The organism is Nonomuraea sp. NPDC049378 (genome assembly GCF_055586745.1).
On sequence record NZ_JBVJHP010000010.1, the window covers coordinates 141389 to 158670 of the forward strand.

At 71.7% G+C, this 17282-nt stretch carries 13 protein-coding genes; 4 read left to right on the forward strand and 9 right to left on the reverse strand.

What is annotated here, in order from left to right; translation table 11 throughout:
- Positions 1-18: 18 nt before the first annotated feature.
- Positions 19-2220: a rhamnogalacturonan lyase family protein gene (locus tag ACZ6SA_RS22695; protein WP_465830139.1), complete on the reverse strand. Its 2202-nt coding sequence runs from the start codon at positions 2218-2220 to the stop codon at positions 19-21.
- A gap of 175 nt (positions 2221-2395) precedes the next feature.
- On the reverse strand, positions 2396-3433 hold the full coding sequence (locus ACZ6SA_RS22700; RefSeq protein ID WP_465830141.1) for a LacI family DNA-binding transcriptional regulator: 1038 nt from the start codon (positions 3431-3433) through the stop codon (positions 2396-2398).
- 145 nt (positions 3434-3578) lie between these two features.
- Here ACZ6SA_RS22700 and ACZ6SA_RS22705 point away from each other — a divergent pair, with 145 nt between their 5' ends.
- Positions 3579-6716 (forward strand): AfsR/SARP family transcriptional regulator, encoded by a 3138-nt coding sequence (locus tag ACZ6SA_RS22705; protein ID WP_465830143.1) that lies wholly within the window; start codon positions 3579-3581, stop codon positions 6714-6716.
- 3 nt (positions 6717-6719) lie between these two features.
- Here ACZ6SA_RS22705 and ACZ6SA_RS22710 read toward each other — a convergent pair whose 3' ends face one another.
- The 4 genes from ACZ6SA_RS22710 to ACZ6SA_RS22725 form a co-directional block, all read right to left on the reverse strand.
- Positions 6720-8981, reverse strand: coding sequence for a S9 family peptidase (locus tag ACZ6SA_RS22710; RefSeq protein WP_465830145.1), 2262 nt, complete (start codon positions 8979-8981; stop codon positions 6720-6722).
- Positions 8968-10464 carry an MFS transporter gene (locus ACZ6SA_RS22715; RefSeq protein WP_465830147.1) on the reverse strand — a complete coding sequence of 499 codons (1497 nt, stop codon included), beginning with the start codon at positions 10462-10464 and terminating at the stop codon, positions 8968-8970. Before ACZ6SA_RS22715 ends, ACZ6SA_RS22710 begins: the two co-directional genes overlap by 14 nt.
- A 125-nt stretch (positions 10465-10589) precedes the next feature.
- Positions 10590-10832 (reverse strand): hypothetical protein, encoded by a 243-nt coding sequence (locus ACZ6SA_RS22720; RefSeq protein WP_465830149.1) that lies wholly within the window; start codon positions 10830-10832, stop codon positions 10590-10592.
- 31 nt (positions 10833-10863) lie between these two features.
- Entirely contained in the window at positions 10864-11451 is a 588-nt protein-coding gene (locus ACZ6SA_RS22725) for a TetR/AcrR family transcriptional regulator (RefSeq protein ID WP_347643468.1), read from the reverse strand.
- 69 nt (positions 11452-11520) lie between these two features.
- Here ACZ6SA_RS22725 and ACZ6SA_RS22730 point away from each other — a divergent pair, with 69 nt between their 5' ends.
- Entirely contained in the window at positions 11521-12426 is a 906-nt protein-coding gene (locus ACZ6SA_RS22730) for a DMT family transporter (RefSeq protein ID WP_347643467.1), read from the forward strand.
- Between the two features lie 34 nt (positions 12427-12460).
- Here the strand turns inward: ACZ6SA_RS22730 and ACZ6SA_RS22735 are convergent, their stop codons facing one another.
- On the reverse strand, positions 12461-13045 hold the full coding sequence (locus ACZ6SA_RS22735) for a hemerythrin domain-containing protein (RefSeq protein ID WP_347643466.1): 585 nt from the start codon (positions 13043-13045) through the stop codon (positions 12461-12463).
- Positions 13046-13235: 190 nt separating this feature from the next.
- Here ACZ6SA_RS22735 and ACZ6SA_RS22740 point away from each other — a divergent pair, with 190 nt between their 5' ends.
- Positions 13236-14438: a hypothetical protein gene (locus ACZ6SA_RS22740; RefSeq protein WP_347643465.1), complete on the forward strand. Its 1203-nt coding sequence runs from the start codon at positions 13236-13238 to the stop codon at positions 14436-14438.
- A gap of 155 nt (positions 14439-14593) precedes the next feature.
- On the opposite strand, the gene ACZ6SA_RS22745 is transcribed toward ACZ6SA_RS22740, so the two are convergent.
- Both ACZ6SA_RS22745 and ACZ6SA_RS22750 read right to left on the reverse strand, forming a co-directional pair.
- A complete protein-coding gene (locus tag ACZ6SA_RS22745; protein WP_347643464.1) occupies positions 14594-14809 on the reverse strand; it encodes a hypothetical protein in 216 nt (71 codons plus the stop codon).
- Between the two features lie 81 nt (positions 14810-14890).
- Positions 14891-15490 carry a hypothetical protein gene (locus tag ACZ6SA_RS22750; RefSeq protein WP_347643463.1) on the reverse strand — a complete coding sequence of 200 codons (600 nt, stop codon included), beginning with the start codon at positions 15488-15490 and terminating at the stop codon, positions 14891-14893.
- A 372-nt stretch (positions 15491-15862) separates the two neighbouring features.
- Between ACZ6SA_RS22750 and ACZ6SA_RS22755 the strand changes: the two genes are divergently transcribed.
- Complete coding sequence (locus ACZ6SA_RS22755; protein ID WP_465830154.1) at positions 15863-17119, forward strand: erythromycin esterase family protein; 1257 nt, start codon at positions 15863-15865, stop codon at positions 17117-17119.
- Positions 17120-17282 lie beyond the last annotated feature (163 nt).

Here is a 17282-nt window from a genome sequence, read left to right on the forward strand (position 1 = left end):
CACGTGAAGCCTGCGCGGTCAGCGCACGTAGACGTCGGGCTGGGGCGGGGTGCCCATGGCGTCGCCGATGAAGAAGCTCGGGTGCGGCGGCTGGTTGTAGGCGGTGTTCTGCCAGGCGAGGGCCACGCGGTACTGCGGGTCGTGCAGCAGGGTGTGGATCTTGGTGGTGGTCGCGTGGGGTGTGGCGTAGATGCGCAGGGCGCGGTCGTCGGTGGTGGGCCAGATGACCTCCTCGCGCCAGTCGCCGAGGATGTCGCCCGACAGTGACGGGGTGGCCTTGGTGCCGTTGTTGCTGTGGACGCCGGAGGCGGTCAGCAGGCGGGTCTCGCCGCCGGTGCCGTACTTGTCGATCCTGGTCTGGTCCAGCAGCTCGCGCACAGGGTCGGCGTCCCACCAGGACAGGAAGTTGGCCGAGGACGGCTGGCGGCCGACGACCGTGCCGGAGGTGTCGCGCAGCCCGTTCTGCCCCGCCCCCGCGGCCCAGGACTCGGCGCCGGGGCTGCCGGCGTAGATGTCGCCGGCCACGCCGCGCCCGGGCCCCTCGCCGTCGGAGCCCGAACCGGTGCCGGTCTGCCACAACACCTGTCCGGTACGGGCGTCGACCATGTACAGGCCGGGCCGGTCGGCCGGCTCGGAGATCTTCACGTACTCCAGGCCCGCGCGGCGGGGGTCGAGGTCGCCCAGGTGGGCGGCGTCACCGTGGCCCCATCCGACGTTCCACAGGCGGCCGCCGTCGTCGTCGATGGCGGCGGCGCCGTAGACGATCTCGTCGCGGCCGTCGGCGTCCACGTCGCCGACGGTGAGGCTGTGGTTGCCCTGGCCGGCGTACGAGCCGTTGCCCGAGGCGTTGCTGTCGAACGTCCACCGCTTGACGAGCCGGCCGTCGCGGAAGTCCCAGGCGGCGATCACGGCGCGGGTGTAGTAGCCGCGGGCCATGATGAGGCTCGGCCGCTGCCCGTCCAGGTACGCGGTGCCGGCCAGGAAGCGGTCCACCCGGTTGCCGTAGGAGTCGCCCCAGGAGGAGACGTTCCCGCGGGGCGGGTCGTAGTTCACCGTGGACAGCGCGGCGCCGGTCCGGCCGTCGAACATGGTGAGGAACTCGGGCCCGGACAGGATGTAGCCGGAGGAGTTGCGGTAGTCGGCGCTCGCGTCGCCGATGACGGTGCCGCGGCCGTCGACGGTGCCGTCGGCGGTCTTCATGGCGACCTCGGCCCTGCCGTTGCCGTCGTAGTCGTAGACCTGGAACTGCGTGTAGTGGGCGCCTGCCCGGATGTTGCGGCCCAGGTTGACGCGCCACAGGCGGGTGCCGTCCAGCTTGATCCCGTCGATGTAGACCACGTCGGTGGTGCCGGACTGGGAGTTGTCCTTCGAGTTGTCGGCCTCCCACTTCAGCACCAGGTCGAGGCGGCCGTCGCCGTCCAGGTCGCCGACGGAGGCGTCGTTGGCGTGGTGGCCCGAGCTGGGCGGGGAGAGGGGCACGTCGAGATAGCCGTTCGCGAAACGGAGCGAGGGTTCGGAGGCCGGGCCCTCGGCGCCGCCGGTGACCGGTCGGACCGTGTAGGAGGCGTCCTGCGCCGCCCCGGAGTCCAGGTAGTTGGTGGAGTCGGTGACGGTCGCGACGCGCGTGCCGCCTCGATAGACGGTGAAGGACGTGTCGCGCGGCTCGGTGCCCAGCAACCGCCAGGAGACCAGGTTGCCGTTGCCGGAGCGGACGCTGATCAGGCCGCGGTCGAGGTCTTCCGCCTGCTTGGCGTCCGCCGGGCCAGTGGGGGTGACCGTGGGGGTCGGCTCTCCGGAGTCGCCGGTGCAGGTGACGCCGTTGAGCGTGAAGGAGGCGGGCGCCGGGTTGCCGGAGCCGTTCCATGAGGCGTTGAAGCCGAACGTCGTGCTTCCGCCCTGCGGGATCGCGGCGTTGTAGCCCGCGTCCTCGGCCCTGACGGCGGAGCCGTTCTGCGTGGCGGTGGCGTTCCACGCCTGCGTGATCCGCTGTCCGGCGGTGAACGACCAGTCGAGGTGCCAGCCGTTGACGGCTTCGCCGACGTTCCTGATGGTCACGTTGCCGGTGAACCCGCCGGACCACTGGGCGGCGACGGCGTAGTCGACCTCGCAGGCCACCGCGGCGGAGGCCGGCGACTGCAGGCCGACGGCGGCCGCGGCGACCAGGCACACGGTGCTGCCGAGCGTTGTGACGAGCAGCGCTGGACGGGATAAACGTTTCATTGAACGTCCAATCGGTGTACGGATCCCGATGAGGTGCCGAGCGCCCACACGGTAAGAAGGCACTGACCAGGGTGTCAACGAGACACCGCCGGCCAGCCGGCGGGTGATTGTTACCTTTCAGGTCAGTGGCGGAAAGCGCCTTCCACGCCGCTGAAACTTTCGTGACCCGAACGGATCAGCGGCAGGGCGGAGCGGTGGACTCGCGAACGACCAGCCGCGGCCGGTAGACCAGCTTCTGATGGCGGTGCCCCGGCCGGGTCTCGTCCAGCAGCAGTTCGGCCGCGACCCGGCCCAGCTCGCGCTTCGGCTGCCACACGGTGGTCAGCGACGGGGCCAGCTGCGCGGCGAACGCCACGTCGTCGTACCCCACGACCGACATCTCCCCCGGCACCGCGATCCCCCGCTCCTTCAGGCCGCCGATCACTCCGAGCGCCGCGGTGTCGTTGAGGCAGATGATCGCGGTCGGCGGATCGGCCGCGCCCAGGACGTCCTCCAGCGCCGCCGCGGCGGTCACCGTGATGTCGGGCGACGGCACGCGGACGTCCAGCACGCCCCGGTCCGGGTCCAGGCCGGCCTTCAGGAACGCCTTACGCACCCCGGCGTGGCGCTCGGCCGTCTGCTGCACCTCGATCGACGCGCTGAGCAGGGCGATCCGCCGATGCCCCAGCGTGATCAGGTGTGCCGCGACCTGCTCACCGCCCCACTGGTTGTCCATCGACACCGAGCACAGCCGGCCGTCGGACCTGTGGTCGAGCAGCACCACCGGGACACCGCGCCCGGCCAGGGAGACCAGCGGATGCAGGTCGGCCTCGACCGGGGTGATGAGCACGCCGCGCACGCGCTGCTTCTCCAGCTCCTGCAGGTAGTGCCGCTCCCGCCCCGGCTGCAGGTCGGTGCTGCAGGTCATGAGCATGCAACCGTCCTGGAGCAGCCGGTCCTCCACCCCGCGGCACACCTCGGTGAAGAACGGGCCGGCGATGTCCAGCGTCACCGCGCCGACCAGCGGGCTGGGCATCCCTCGTAACCGCCTGGCGGCGTTGTCGGGCAGGTAGCCCATGCGTTCCATCGCCGCGTGCACGCGCCGGCGGGTCTCCTCGGCGACGAGCTCGGGACTGTTGAGGACGTTGCTCACCGTCGTCGGCGAGACCCCGGCCTCCCGGGCGACCTGGCGCATGCCGGGGCGGCGCGGCTCGGTCGAGGCGTCCCCACTCACCGCAGCACCATATCCGGCGCCTTCGACGGAGACCTCGTTCGCGTTCCCGATCGGTCAGCGGAACACCACGCGTGATCGTCTCTGCGGCGTAACGCACCCACGCTCCGCGTTCGGCCACTCGACGACCTCCTGAGAGGCTGGTGGGGTGCGGATCGAGTTGCTGGGGCCGGTACGGGCCCACGCCGATGACGGGACGCCGATCGAGATCGGAGGTCTCCGTGTCCGCATGCTGCTGGCCAGGCTCGCCCTCTCCCCTGGACGGATGGTGCGGGCCGAAGTGCTGATCGACGCGCTGTGGCCCGCCGGCCTGCCACGCGAGGCCGCCAACGCGTTGCAGGCGCTGGTGTCCCGGCTGCGCAAGGCCCTGCGGGGAGCCGGCGAGCTGGAGTCGCGGGCGGGCGGTTACCGGCTCGTGGTGCGCGGGCAGGACGTGGACGCGCACAGGTTCGAGGAGCTGGCGGCGCGCGGAAGGCGGGAGCTGGCCGCCGACCGGCCGCAGGCGGCGGCCGCCACGTTGGGCGAGGCTCTCGGGTTGTGGAAGGGCACCGCGCTGGCCGACATGACCGATGTCCCGTTCGCCGACGAGGCGGCCGCGCGGCTGGAGGAGTCGCGGGTCGCGGCGGCCGAGGACCGGTTCGAGGCCGAGGTGAGGCTCGGCAGGCACCACGAGGTCCTGGCCGGCCTGGAGGCGGCCGGCGGGCGGCACCCCCTGCGGGAACGGCTGGCCGCCCTGCGCATGCGTGCTCTGCACGCGGCCGGACGGCAGTCCGACGCGATGGCCGTGTACGAGGAGACGCGTGCCGCACTGGCCGAGCAGCTGGGCGTCGATCCCTCCCCTGAGCTGCGGGAGACGCACCTCGCGATGCTCCGCGGCGAGCTCGACGGGCCCGTCCGGCGCGCCGAGCCCCGCCTGCCACGGTGGCTGACCAACTTCGTCGGCCGGCACGATGAGGTGAAACTGCTGCTGGAGCTGCTGGAGACCTCCCGGCTGGTCACCGTCGTCGGTCCCGGCGGAGTGGGGAAGACCAGGCTGGCGGTGGAGGCCCTGACCGGGCACCCGGCTTGCCGGAGCGGCCGAGTGTGGTTCGTCCCCCTGTCCGGGGTGGACACGCCCGGCCGGCTCACCGACGCCGTGCTCGGCGCGCTGAGCTCCTCAGGTCCGCGCCGTCCCGAGCAGCGCGCCGAACCGCGGGAACCGGTAGACGCCATGGCCGCGCTGCTCACGGGCGGTGCGGCGGTGCTCGTGCTCGACAACTGCGAGCGCCTGGTGGCGGACGTCGCGGAGCTGGCCCACCAGTTGCTCGGCCGCCTGCCGTACCTGACCGTCCTCACCACCAGCAGGGAGTCCCTGGGGATCGTCGGTGAGGCGCTGTGCCGGCTCGGGCCGCTGGACGTCCCCACGACGGCAGAAGAGGCCGCCGCTACGGCATCGGTGCGGCTGTTTCTCGACAGGGCCGCCCGCGTGCGGCCCTGCTTCGCGCTGGACGAGTCGACGGTGGGCTCGGTGGTGGACGTCTGCCGGCGGCTGGACGGGCTGCCGCTCGCGCTGGAGCTGGCCGCGGCCCGGCTGCGTTCGATGAGCATCGGCCAGATCGCGAGCCGGCTGGATGACCGGTTCCGCCTCCTCGCCTCGGGCAACAGGGCGGCGCCCGCGCATCAGCGCACGCTGCGCGCGGTGGTCGAGTGGAGCTGGGCGTCGCTGGCGGAGGCCGAGCGGACGCTGGCGCGGCGGCTGTCGGTGTTCCCCGGCGGGGCCGCGGAGGCCGCGGTGGAGGCGGTGTGCTCCAGCGACGACGGGGACACCGGGGACACCGCGTACGTGCTGGGTGCGCTGGTCGAGAAGTCCATGGTGGAGGCGGACGGCGAGCCGCGGCCCCGGTACCGGATGCTGGAGACGGTGCGGGCGTACGCGGCGGAGCAGTTGCTGGAGGCTGGTGAACGGGAGGCGGTGGAAGCCCGGTTCGTACGGCATTTCCGGCGGCTGGCCGAGCAGCACGAGCCGCTGCTGCGCACGCGCGACCAGGTGTCGTCGATGGCGGTCCTCGACGCCGACTACGACAACCTGGTGCTCGCGCTGCGGATGGCCGTGGCGGCCGGCGACGCCTGCTCCGCGTGGCGGTTCCTGCCCGCCCTGACCTGGTACTGGAACATGGCGCGGTTCGATCCCAGGGCCGAGTCGCTGCTGGAGGAGGTGCTCGGCTTCGGTGACCTGCTGCCCGGCGACGTCAGGGCCGCCTTCGCCGCCGTTCGCGTGCTGGCCGGCAACAGCGGGCTGCTGCCCGGAGCGGAGCGGGCTCGCTCGCTGATCGACGATTGCGTGCGCACCGGTGCGATGGAACGCTTCCCGATCCTGGTGCCGGTGGTTCTGCCGACCGCGTTCTTCCTCGGCCTCGACGACCTGGCCGAACGCGAGCTGCGGCGGGCGCGCGGCCACGAGGACCCGTGGGCGCGGGCGTGCGCCTGCTGGGTGGAGGCGTACGTGCGCGCCGACCGTGGTGACTGGCAGGGCGGCGCGTCGGCGCGGGCGGAGGCGCTGCGCCGGTACGAGCGGGTGGGCGAACGCCAGGGGCTGGCGCTGGCGCTGGTCAGCACGGCGCGGGCCCACTCCGTCCAGGGCGAGCACGACCGGGCGATCGCGGCCGCGCACCGGGGTGTCGTCCTGGCGTCCGAGCTGGGCTCGGAGGAGGAGACCTGGCACCGGACCTGTCTGGCGACCGCACGGATGCGCGGCGGCGACCTGGAGGGCGCCTGGCGGGAGGTGGCGCAGGCACGACGGCGGATGAGCGGCCGGGCCCACCGGCACGCCGAGCTGGAGTTGCAGCGCTGCGTCGCCGACCTGCACCGCCGCTGTGGCGACGGAGCGCGGGCGGACCAGGCGCTCGATCAGCTGGAGGCGCTGGCCGGGGAGTTGTCCGTCCAGCCGGAGACGGCCGAGACCATGGTCGCGCCGGCGCGGGTGGCCACCCTGCTGGCCGCGGAGCGGACGGCAGAGGCACGGCGCATGTTCCCCGGCGCCGTCAGGGCCGCGTTCGCCGCGCGCGACGTCGCCCCGGCGGCGGAGCTGCTGGCCCGGTTGCTCCTGGCCGAGGGAGATCCGGCCGGGGCCGCCACCGCCCTGGGGATGAGCCAGGCGATCCGCGGGGTGTTCGACCAGGGCGATCCGGAGCTGCGCGACCTGGTCGCCGAGCTGGCCGAACGGCTCGGCGCCCCGGAGTACGGCCAGGCGTACCGCCGGGGCGCTCGGCTGCCCAGGGATCGGGCGCTCGACCGGCTGGCCACGTGAGCCTCAGAACCACGCCGCCAGGAAGTCGGCGTCGAAGACGAGAGGCTTGATGCGGTGCCCGGGTGGTTCCGCCCTCATCAGGTGCCGTACCAGGAAGTCCCACCTGCGCCGGTACACATGGTGTTCGTAGCCGAGGAAGAGGTGCTCGGCGCCGGGCACGATCAGCATCTCGACGTCCTTGTCCAAGGTGATGAGCCGCTCGGCCAGGCGCATCGTGTGATCGGGCAGGACGTTGGGATCCATGCCGCCGTGGATCAGCAAGAGCTTGCCCGCCAGGCGGTCGGCTCTGTCCACATTGGACACCCGGGCGTAGTCGGCCTCGCCGGGCATCCCGTGGTACAGCTCGGCGTGCCCAGCGTGCACCTGCCGTAGCTCGTGGGTCCCGCAGCTGGAGATCCCGGCCTTGTAGAAGTCCGGATGATCGAGCATGGCCCGCACGGCCTGGTGGCCGCCGGCGGAGATGCCGACCACGCCCACCCGGTCGAGGTCCATCCACGGCCGGGTACGCGCCAGGTGCCGCAGCGCGGCGACGTGGTCGGAGGCGTCGCCAAGGTTGCCGAGCGAGGCGTCGGCGAACGCCTTGTCGCGTCCCGGCGATCCCCGCCCGTCGACGGCGACCACGACGAAGCCGAGCGCGGCCATCGCCTCGGCCTCGTGGCCGAGCAGGCCGGGGTCGAAGGTGGGGTGGACACGGTTGGTCTGCGGTCCCGGGTAGGGGGTGTCGATGACCGGGTAGCGCAGGCAGGGATCGAACCCGTGCGGCCGGTACAGCACACCGTAGAGGTCTGTGACCCCGTCGGCGGCCTTGGCGCGGAACCGCTCCGGGGGCGTCCAGCCGGTCGCCAGGAGGCCGGCGATGTCCGCGCGTTCCAGCTCGACGATCACCTCACCGTTCCAGCCGCGTACGGTCGTCACCGGCGGCGTGCCGGTGGTCGATGCCGAGTCGACGAAACAGGCCCCGTTCGCCGCCACCGTCACGTCGTGGTCGAGATCGTCGTCGGTGAGCCGGGCGAAGCCGCGGCCGTCCAGCCCGGCCCGGCACACCGAGCGGCGATACGGGTCCTGCTCGACGAGCCCCGCGGCGCTGAAGTACACCACCCGCTCGGCCTCGTCGACGTGCAGGATCTCCCGGACCGCCCAGTCGCCGGAGGTCACCTGAGCGCGCAGGGCGCCGGTGCGGGCGTCGTACAGGTACAGGTGTCCCCAGCCGTCGCGCTGGGAGTACCAGAGCACCTCTGTTCCGCCGCCGAGCACCTCGACCATCGGCGGCTGCCCCTCCGCCCACTGGTTGGGCTCCACCCTGGTCCGGCCGGACTCGGTGAGCAGCGTGCGCGCCTGACCGGTGGCGGGGTCGAGCCGGTGCAGCGAGAGGCTGCGCCCGTCACGGGACTGGCGCAGGTAGTGGACCGCCGAGCCGTCGGCGGCCCACCACGCCCATCGCGTCATCACGGGCGAGACCACGGACATGGGCAGCGGTGGCGCGTGGGCCGGCACGACGGCGCCTGTCACGATGTCGAGCACGACCAGCTCGGCCAGCGGCACCCGTTCGTCGCCGGGGTGGGCGTAGCGCTGGGTGTGCAGCCGTGGGGCGCCGCCGTCCGCGGGCAGGGCTTCGACCCGGTGGTTACGGCGCACGCCCCGCTGGTCGGTCCGGTGGGTCAGCACGCGTCTGCCGTCCGGCGACCACGCCGCCGCCGGAGGCATGGCCGGGAATCCCAGTTTCCGGACCAGGACCGAGTTCTGCCACCAGTCGGGCGCGGTGGCGTAGTCGCGGTCCGCCTCCCCGTCGGACGTCAGCGCCCACTCGCGGCCGTCGGCCTGCCGGCGAACCCACAGGTTGTGGTCGCGCAGGAAGAGCGCGTGCCGCTGATCGGGAGAGGCGACCTCGACGAAGGCGGCGGCCGGGCGCGGCTCGGCTCTCTCCACCGTGCAGGTCTCCGGATCCCAGCGCCAGTACGCGCAGAAAGCGGCGAACTCGACGGCCCGGCCGGTCAGCTCGATCGTGCTGAACGGCAGCGCCGCCACGTCCACGTCCTGCCCGGACTCCTTCGCCAGCGCCGCGGCGAGCCGCTCATGGTCGAAGGCGTCGGCACGCGTGCCCGCCGCGGGGTCTACGACGACGAACCGTGTACCCGCCCGGTACCAGAAGCGGGCGCCGCCGTCGATCCACACCGGCCTGACCCTGCCACCGGACACCAGCGTGGAGCGGTGGTGCGGCAGCAGTCGCTCCGCCGTCCGGTAGGCCGTCACGTCAAGTCGTCGCATGAGTCTTCCTTTCTCTGTCGGACGGTGATGCGGGGGCACGGCCGCGCAGGACGGCGAAGGCCAGCAGGGACCCGGCCACCGACAGCAGGGCGGCGGCGGCGCTCACTGACGACATGGAGGACAGGAACGCCTCCCGCGCCACCCGCGCCAGATCGGTCGACCCCGTCGCGGCGGCCGTGGCGAGCCCGTCCGTCAGAGACGTCCTCGCCGCCTCCGGCACGCCCGCGGGCAGAGCGGCGGCGTAGCCGGCCGACAGCAGGCTGCCCAGCACCGCCACGCCCAGCGCCATGCCACCCTGCTGGATGGTGTCGTTGACCGCCGAGCCCACCCCCGCGTGCTCCCGCGGGACGGCGCCCATGAGCGTGGCGTAGACGCTCGGGGTGGCGAGACCGGTGCCGGCGCCCATCGCCGCCAGTCCCACGGCCAGGAGCGGGTAACCGTCACCCGGGCCGATCAGCGCGAGGACGCCCTGCGCGGCGGCGATCAGCAGCATGCCCGCGACGATCAGCGCCTTGTTGCTGAGCCGCCTGGCCAGCGTGGCGCCGACGAGGTTGAAGCCGGCCACGGCCACGGCCAGCGGTAGGAAGGCGAGCGCCGCCGCCATCGCCCCGTAGCCGAGAACGAGCTGGAGGAACTGCGTCAACGCCAGCTGCACCGCGGCGGTGGAGAACACCAGCAGCACCACCGACAGCGCGGCCCCGGTGAACTCGCGGTCGCGGAACAACACCGGCGGCACCATCGGATGCCGCGCACGCGACTGCCACCACGCGAAGGCGGCGAGCGCGACGACGGCCACGCTCATGGTGATCACGACCGGCGCCGACCAGCCGGCGTGCGGCAGGGAGATGATCGCCCACACCAGCGCGGCCATCCCGGTGACCGACGACAGCACTCCCAGCGGGTCGGCCCGCCGCGCCGGCCCCCGTGACTCCGGCACGACGGCGTACGCGCCGATGATCCCGAGCACGGCGAGCGGCACGTTGAGCAGGAAGACCGATCCCCACCAGAACTGCTGGAGCAGCAGGCCACCGAGCGTGGGGCCGGCCACGATGCCGGCCATGCCGACCATGCCCCAGGCCGACATCGCCTTGCGCCGCTCGTTCTCGTCGAAGACGACGATGAGGACGGACATGGTGCTCGGCATGGCCAGGGCCGCGCCCGCTCCCATCAGCGCGCGGCACGCGATGAGCTGCCATGCCTGAGTGGCGAACGCCGCCGGCAGCGAGGCCCCGCCGAGCAGGACCAGCCCGACGATCAGGAGCCTGCGGCGGCCGTACCGGTCCGACAGGCTCCCGGCGGTGACCAGCAACCCCGCGAACACCAGGATGTAGGCGTCGAGGATCCACTGGACGTCACCAGGGCCCGCCCCCAGCTCGCGCATGAGCGCGGGGATGGCCAGCGTGAGGATCATGTTGTCGACGCTGAGCACGAGCAGCGTCATGCAGAGAACGCCGAGGATCCACCATCGGCGTGGATGGGCCATGAATATCGCTCCCGCGGAGTTGGGTGGCAGGACCGCCACCGCGGTCCGTTCCGAACGCCCCCAACACTGCGCACGCGGGCTGACAGCGGCCTGACAGGCTCCCCTGAGGGGCTGTCAGGCGGCGGTCATGCGCTCTCCCACACGAAGCCGTCCGGATCGGTGAAGGACCCGGCGTCGCCGCCGATGACGAGCCGGTGCGATCCGGTGCCGTCAGGAGCGACGCCGGCGGCCTTGGCGAGGGCGCGCCGCTTGAGAAGGGAGAGCTTGACGGGGCTGGACGGAGCGGCGAACTCGACGTATCTGCGGCCGTAGCTCTTCGTCACGGCGAAGCCGCGGAAGCCGGTCGCCGCCGGGGACCGCAGCCGCACCAGGTCGCCCAGATCGCGCGCTCATGGGGCCTCACGTGGCGGCGAGCAGGGTTTCGGCCTGTTCGCGGGCGTGGCCGATGGGGTCGGCGAAAATGCTAAGGCCCTGGCCGACGAGCGCTCCTTCGTGGAGCAGCATGAGCGTCCGGCCCAGGTGAGCGGCCCTCTCCGGGGCGAGGTCCCGGGCGAGGTCGGTGAACAGGGTGAGCATCCACTGCTTCTGCCCCGTGATGATCGGATAGGCCGGGTGGGACGGATCGCTGATCTCGGCGTGGGCGTTGACCATGCTGCACCCCTTGTGGCTGTGCTGCGCGGCCCACTCGCGTGACGCGTCGAAGACGGCCAGGACGCGCGCCGCCGGCGCCGGCTCCGCGGCGTCCAGGTGGCCGGCGAGGAAGGCTCGCCAGCGTTCGTCGCGATCCGCGAGATACTCCACGACGATCTGCTCCTTGCAGCCGAACCGGTCGTAGAGGGTCTTCTTCGTCACCCCGGCCTCGGCGGCGATCAGATCCACCCCGACGGCATGGATGCCGCGCTCGTAGAACAGCCGCGCGGCGGCCTCCAGGACGCGCCGCGCGGCGGGCGTCATCGTGATCCGCTGGAGCCTGTCGCTGCTGCCCATGACACTGATTATACCGATCTGTATAGTGAAGGGAAAGGTATACAGATCGGTATAGTTAAGGACGCCGTCGTGAATCTCCTGCTCTCGATCGCTTTCGTGCTCTGCTGGAGCTCCGGCTTCATCGGGGCCAAGCTCGGCGTGGGCACCGCCTCCGCGGTCACGATCCTGATGTGGCGTTTCCTGCCCCTGGCCGTCGTCCTGGTGGCCATCGCCGCCCTCTCGGGAACGTCGTGGAGAGGCCTCACCGCGCGCGACGTCGCCCGGCAGGCCATGATCGGCGTGCTCTCGCAGAGCGGCTACCTGCTCACCGTCTACTACGCGATCCAGCTCGGGGTCTCCAGCGGCACCACGGCTCTGATCGACGGCGTCCAGCCGCTCGTCGCCGGAGCACTCGCCGGACCGTTGCTGCATCAACCCGTCGCACGCAAGCAGTGGCTCGGCCTGGGGCTGGGAGTGGCCGGCGTGACCGTGGTCACCCTGGCCGACGCCACGTCCGGCGCCGGCGCTTCCTGGTGGGCCTATCTCATCCCGCTCCTCGGCATGTTCTCGCTGGTGGCGGCCACGCTGCTGCAAGGCCGCTCCCGTACGCAGATCGCCCCCGCGGTGTCGATGACCGTGCACTGCGCCACCAGCGCCGTCATCTTCACCACGCTGGCCGTGAGCGCGGGAGCCGCGCTGCCGCCCGCCGACACCTCGTTCTGGATCGCGATCACCTGGCTGGTGGCCTTGTCCACCTTCGGCGGGTACGGGCTGTACTGGCTCATCCTGAGGCGCTCCGGAGTCACCAAGGTCAACACGCTCATGTTCCTCATGGCCCCGGTCACGGCGGTGTGGGGAGCGCTCATGTTCCGTGAGCCCTTCCACGTGCAGACCGCTCTCGGCCTGGGCGTCTGCCTCGCCGCGGTCGTGATCGTCTACCGCGGCGAGGTCTCGCCGGCCCGCGAGAACTCGCTCGTATCGAGCACCCGCGGGTGAGGGCGAGACCTCCTCGGAGGCCGCGCCGTCTCGGTCAGGGATTCTTGCCCATCGCCTGGCGAACCACGTCACGGACGCGGTCCATCATCGCGACCGGTGTCCCGACCAGGACGTTCTTGACGGCCGACTCGGTGCCCGGGTGCGGGTGCGTGGGGGCCATGGCCTCGGCGGCCTTGACCCCGGCGGCCATGCTGCGCCGCTCGGCCGGGCTGGTGTGGGCCCGGAGCTGGAGGAACTCGTAACGTTCCTCGCTGCGGGCGTGCGCCTCGACGGCGGCGCGCAACGTCGCCAGGTTCTGCAGGAAGTCGGGGGCGTCCGGGCCCGCCTCGTCCATCCGCGACAACATCTCCTTGGCTTCGTTCTCCTCGGCGAGCCGGTCGTCGACCACGGCGTCGCCGCCGTCGATGGTGCGGCGCGCGTGGGGGTGGACGATCTCCTCCTCGGCGGTCTCGTGCACGGCCAGCATCCGCACCAGCCGGCTGAACGCCTCGTCGCGCCGGCCGGCGGGCGCCTGCTCGACCTCGTCGAACAGGTCCCGGATCATTCCGTGCTGGGCCTGCAGCAGGTCGATGACGTCCGTCTCGTCCATCGTCTCCGGCGCCGTCTTCTGGTCGGTCATGGCGATCCTCCTCCGAGTCCAGGCGTGGCCTACCCGACGGAAGGAGCGGCACGCCGGCGCACGTCAAGGACTGCGGAAATGCTTACCGAATCCGGAATCTCGGGCGGGAGCGCGCAGAGACCGGACCGGGAAGCCTCGGGTAGGGCGGGGCCTCCGCACCTCTCTGACCAGCGCGAAGGAGCGCACGCACATGACCTTCAATCCGCTACAGGAGCGGGGTATCCCGCTGGACAAGCAGCTGCGCAACTGGCGTGAGCTCAACGTCACGCCGACCGATCCCGATCACGCCGACCCGTACACGCGGTGCCGGATCATCACGATGAACGGCATCGAGGTGGAGGCGATCATGTTCAGCCACCACCTCGCCCGCCACTGTCCCGACGTGGAGCTGAAACAGCAGCTGGCCCGCGTGCGTTACATCGAGGCGCAGCAGCAGAAGGCGGTCAACTGGCTGCTGCCCGGCCTGGCGTCGGTGCTGGAGACCACCATGGCCTACGAGCAGGTCGCCGTCGACCTGACCGCGTGGGTGGCCCGGATGGAGCCGGACGCGTATCTGAAGCAGGCCTACCAGTTCGGCGTGCTGGAGGACTTCGACCACCTCTACCGCTACGCCAACCTCTACGAGATGATCGAGCACCGCAAGGCCGAGAAGATCGTCGACCAGCTCACCGAGGTGATGCCCGGCCGGCCGACCTACCTGCACCACCGCAACCCCGTCGACAACGTACGCGAGCCCTACGACAGGAGCTCGGCCGCGCCCATCTCCAAGCTGCACGCGCTGACCATCATGTCGGCCGAGCAGCAGACCATGAACTTCTACATGAACGTCGGCCCGATGTACATGGAGCCCATCGCCCGGCAGCTCTACCAGGAGATCGGCCTCGTCGAGGAGGAACACGTCACCCACTACGAGTCGCTGGTCGACCCCGGCGAGAGCTGGTGGGAGATGCTGCTCAACCACGAGTACAACGAGTGCTACCTCTACCACTCGTTCATGGAGACCGAGTCCGACCCCAAGGTGAAGAACATCTGGGAGCTCCACCTCAACATGGAGCTGGAGCACCTGCGGCTGGCGGCCGAGCTGTTCAAGCGGCACGACGGCCGCGACCCGGAGCAGGTGCTCGCGCCCGAGCTTCCCGCTCCGGTGACGTTCGAGCCCAACAAGCAGTACGTGCGCGAACTCATCGCCACCCAGATCGACTACACCACCCTGGGCACCGGCTACGTGCAGGAGGCGCACGAACGCTTCGAGAAGATGCAGGAGGCGATCATGGGCGGCGAGAAGGCGCCTTCCGAGCGGGTCATCGACGACAACCGTGCCAAGTCCGGCCACGAGTACCGGCTGCAGACCGAGGGGGAGCACCCGGTCCACAGCCTGGCGTCCAACCGCTGATGCCCTTCGAGGCGGCGTCATCGCGCACGGCCGGGCAGCGAGGGGTGCCCGGCCGTCCCTCGAGGCGCCGGTCGGTCGTTGGCCACCGGTCCGTCCGGCAGGGTGGGCTGGGAGGAGGGGGCCCGGCGGCTACGGGAACGTGACGGGGACGCCGGTCAGGCGCTGGCGGCCGCTCGCCAGCGCGCCAAAATGCTCTCGTCGTCGGTGTTGCCGTGCCACGCGGCTCCCTCGGGAATCACGTACGGGAGCCAGGTCGCGTAGTCGGGGGCGTCAGGGGCGATGTCGCGCGTGCCGTCCACGCGGGTCCCGTCCGGCAACACGCTCGACTCGGGCACCCGCAGGACTCCGCCGGCCAGCATGATGGCGGTCATGAGCTGCGTCCCTCCCGTCTCACCGGTCACCGGTTCCCCCCTCAGAATAGCGCGCGCGTTCAGCAGGGCAAGGAGATCCGGTCAGCCCATCCCATAGCGTCCCGAAACCCATAGATAGGCACGCTGGGCGGCGTCCTCGTCGCCGAATAAGCTGATCAGGCGGCGGGCTCTCCCGGTGAGCACGCAGGCGAAGGCCTCGGCATAGAGCTCGGCCGCGTCCTGCCGGAAGGGCGGCGCCAGATGCGGCGCGCGCGACGCGTGCAACCGCGACCAGAACACGCCGCGCGACGGCATGCCTTCCAGATGATCCGTGGCGTGCCCCAGCTCGTGCCCGGCCACGCTGACCGACGGAGACGGCACGCTGCCGACGCCGACGCGCCGCCGGTTGGGGTCGTAGACGCCGGCGCTGCGCTCCCAGCCGCCCTGCTGGACCGGCAGCGCGACACCGCGAAGAGCCTCGAAGCCGGGCAGGTCGGGCACGGCGCCGGGCCCGACCACGATGCCGCCGTCCAGGTGGGCGGCCAGGCGGGCCCCTAAGGCTCGCGGCACGGCGGACAACGTCATGATGGCCAGGAGGACCTCGGCGGGCGGGAAGGTGCCGGGATTCCAGGCCCGGGTCAGCCGGCGCTCGAGCGCGCCCACGTGGAGCCAGCCCGGCCGCCCTCTGCTACGGCCGGCCAAACCCATCTCCCCCGGTGTCCACCCTGCACGACCGCCCAGCCGTGCCCGCAGCCCCACAGGGCGAGAGCCATCGATGGCGCGATCAACGTCGATGATCGCAAAGAACTCTAGCGAGGGTTGCGGTGCCGCGCATCCGCGCTACCCAGGCCCCCATCCGGGTGGCCGCAGGTCCACAACCGGGGCGGCCGGTCTAACCCTGCGCACGGCCGCGCTCGACCCAGGTTCGATGACCCGGTGACCGCGCGTCCTGTGGACTTGACGCGTGATCGAGTTCGACCACGTCAGCCAGTCCCCCGAGGACGTGAGGGCGCCTGACGGCGTGCCCTTCACCGTCGGCCCGGCATTCCCCGGACGTCAAGGAAGTGAATTCACATGAGCCGCAAGCTCGCCCGAACGCTCGCCGACCTCTCCCTGCTCGCTCTGCTGGCCACCGGCTGCGCAGGCGTGGACACCTCCCGGGTGACGCCCGACGCCGTGGTCCCCCTCGACCGGGCCCCGCTCTCCGACGCCGCCGGCAAACGGGTGGTCGGGATCGGCGAGGCCACGCACGGCAACAAGGAGTTCGTCCGGACCCGCGCGCTCATCATCAGGAAGCTGGTCACGGACCACGGCTTCCGCACGGTCGCCCTGGAGGCCGACTTCGGCGGCACGGCGGCGGCCAACGACTATGTCATGAAGGGCGAGGGCAGCGCGCGGGCCGCGGCCGCCGCGCTCGGCTTCGACATCTACCGGACCCGCGAGATGGCGGACCTGATCGAATGGATCCACGACCACAACACCGCTCTCCCCGACGCGGCCAAGGTGCGCCTCTACGGCTTCGACATGCAGCGCTACGACCGCAACAAGGAACGGCTGCTGCGCTATCTCGCCACGGCCGACCCCGCCCGGGTCCGCCACGCCGAGGAGTCGCTGGCCGACCTCACCGACGCCACCAGGTCCAGCCAGGACAAGGCGAAGGTGACCGCGGCCGCCACCGCCGCCGAACGGCTCGTCTCCCACATGAAGGACCATCGCGACACGTACGTGAGCCGCACCTCCGAGGGATCGTTCGTGCTCGCCGTGCACCACGCCGAGACGATCCTGCGCGGCGCGCGGTTGCAGGTGTCCGGGGGCGACTACTCCCGCAAGCGGGACGCCTGGATGGCCGAGAACGTCGGCTGGATCGCCGCCCTGGAGAGATCCGAGGGACGGAAGAAGATCATGGTGTGCGGCCACAACGGCCACATCGACAAGAGCGGCGCCGCGTTCTCGTTCGCGTCGATGGGGCGGCGGCTGGCCAAGACGTACGGCAAGGACTACTTCACGATCGGCACGGAGTTCGGCGAGAGCACCTTTGTGGCCAAGGACGAGGATTCCGGGCAGCGCAAGCGGTTCACCGTGAGCCACGACTCGCCCCTGGCCAAGCTGTTCGGCGACGAGCCGCTGGGCTACGTCAACGTCGCGCGGGCCTCGGCCAGGCCCGGCAACCGCGAACTGCTCGCCTCGGAGATCCCGATGGGCAGCGTCGGCGACGCGTTCCGGTCGGTCTACAGCCACCTGAGCTCGGCCTACACGGTGACGATGACACCCGCCCTGGCCTACGACGCCCTGGTGTACGTGCCGAAAGCCGGCCCGGTCACGCCGTTGTGACGGACGGCGGGTCACCCTCCGGCGAACGACGCCCCCTGCTCACCAGGTCTCGCCGGCCTGCCGGCGCCCATCGCCGGCGTCACGGTCCTGGCCGACCGGACGCGGCTGGCGACGATGAGCCTGCCCGATCCGGTGTGAGCTCGCCGCCGGGGCGGAAATGGCC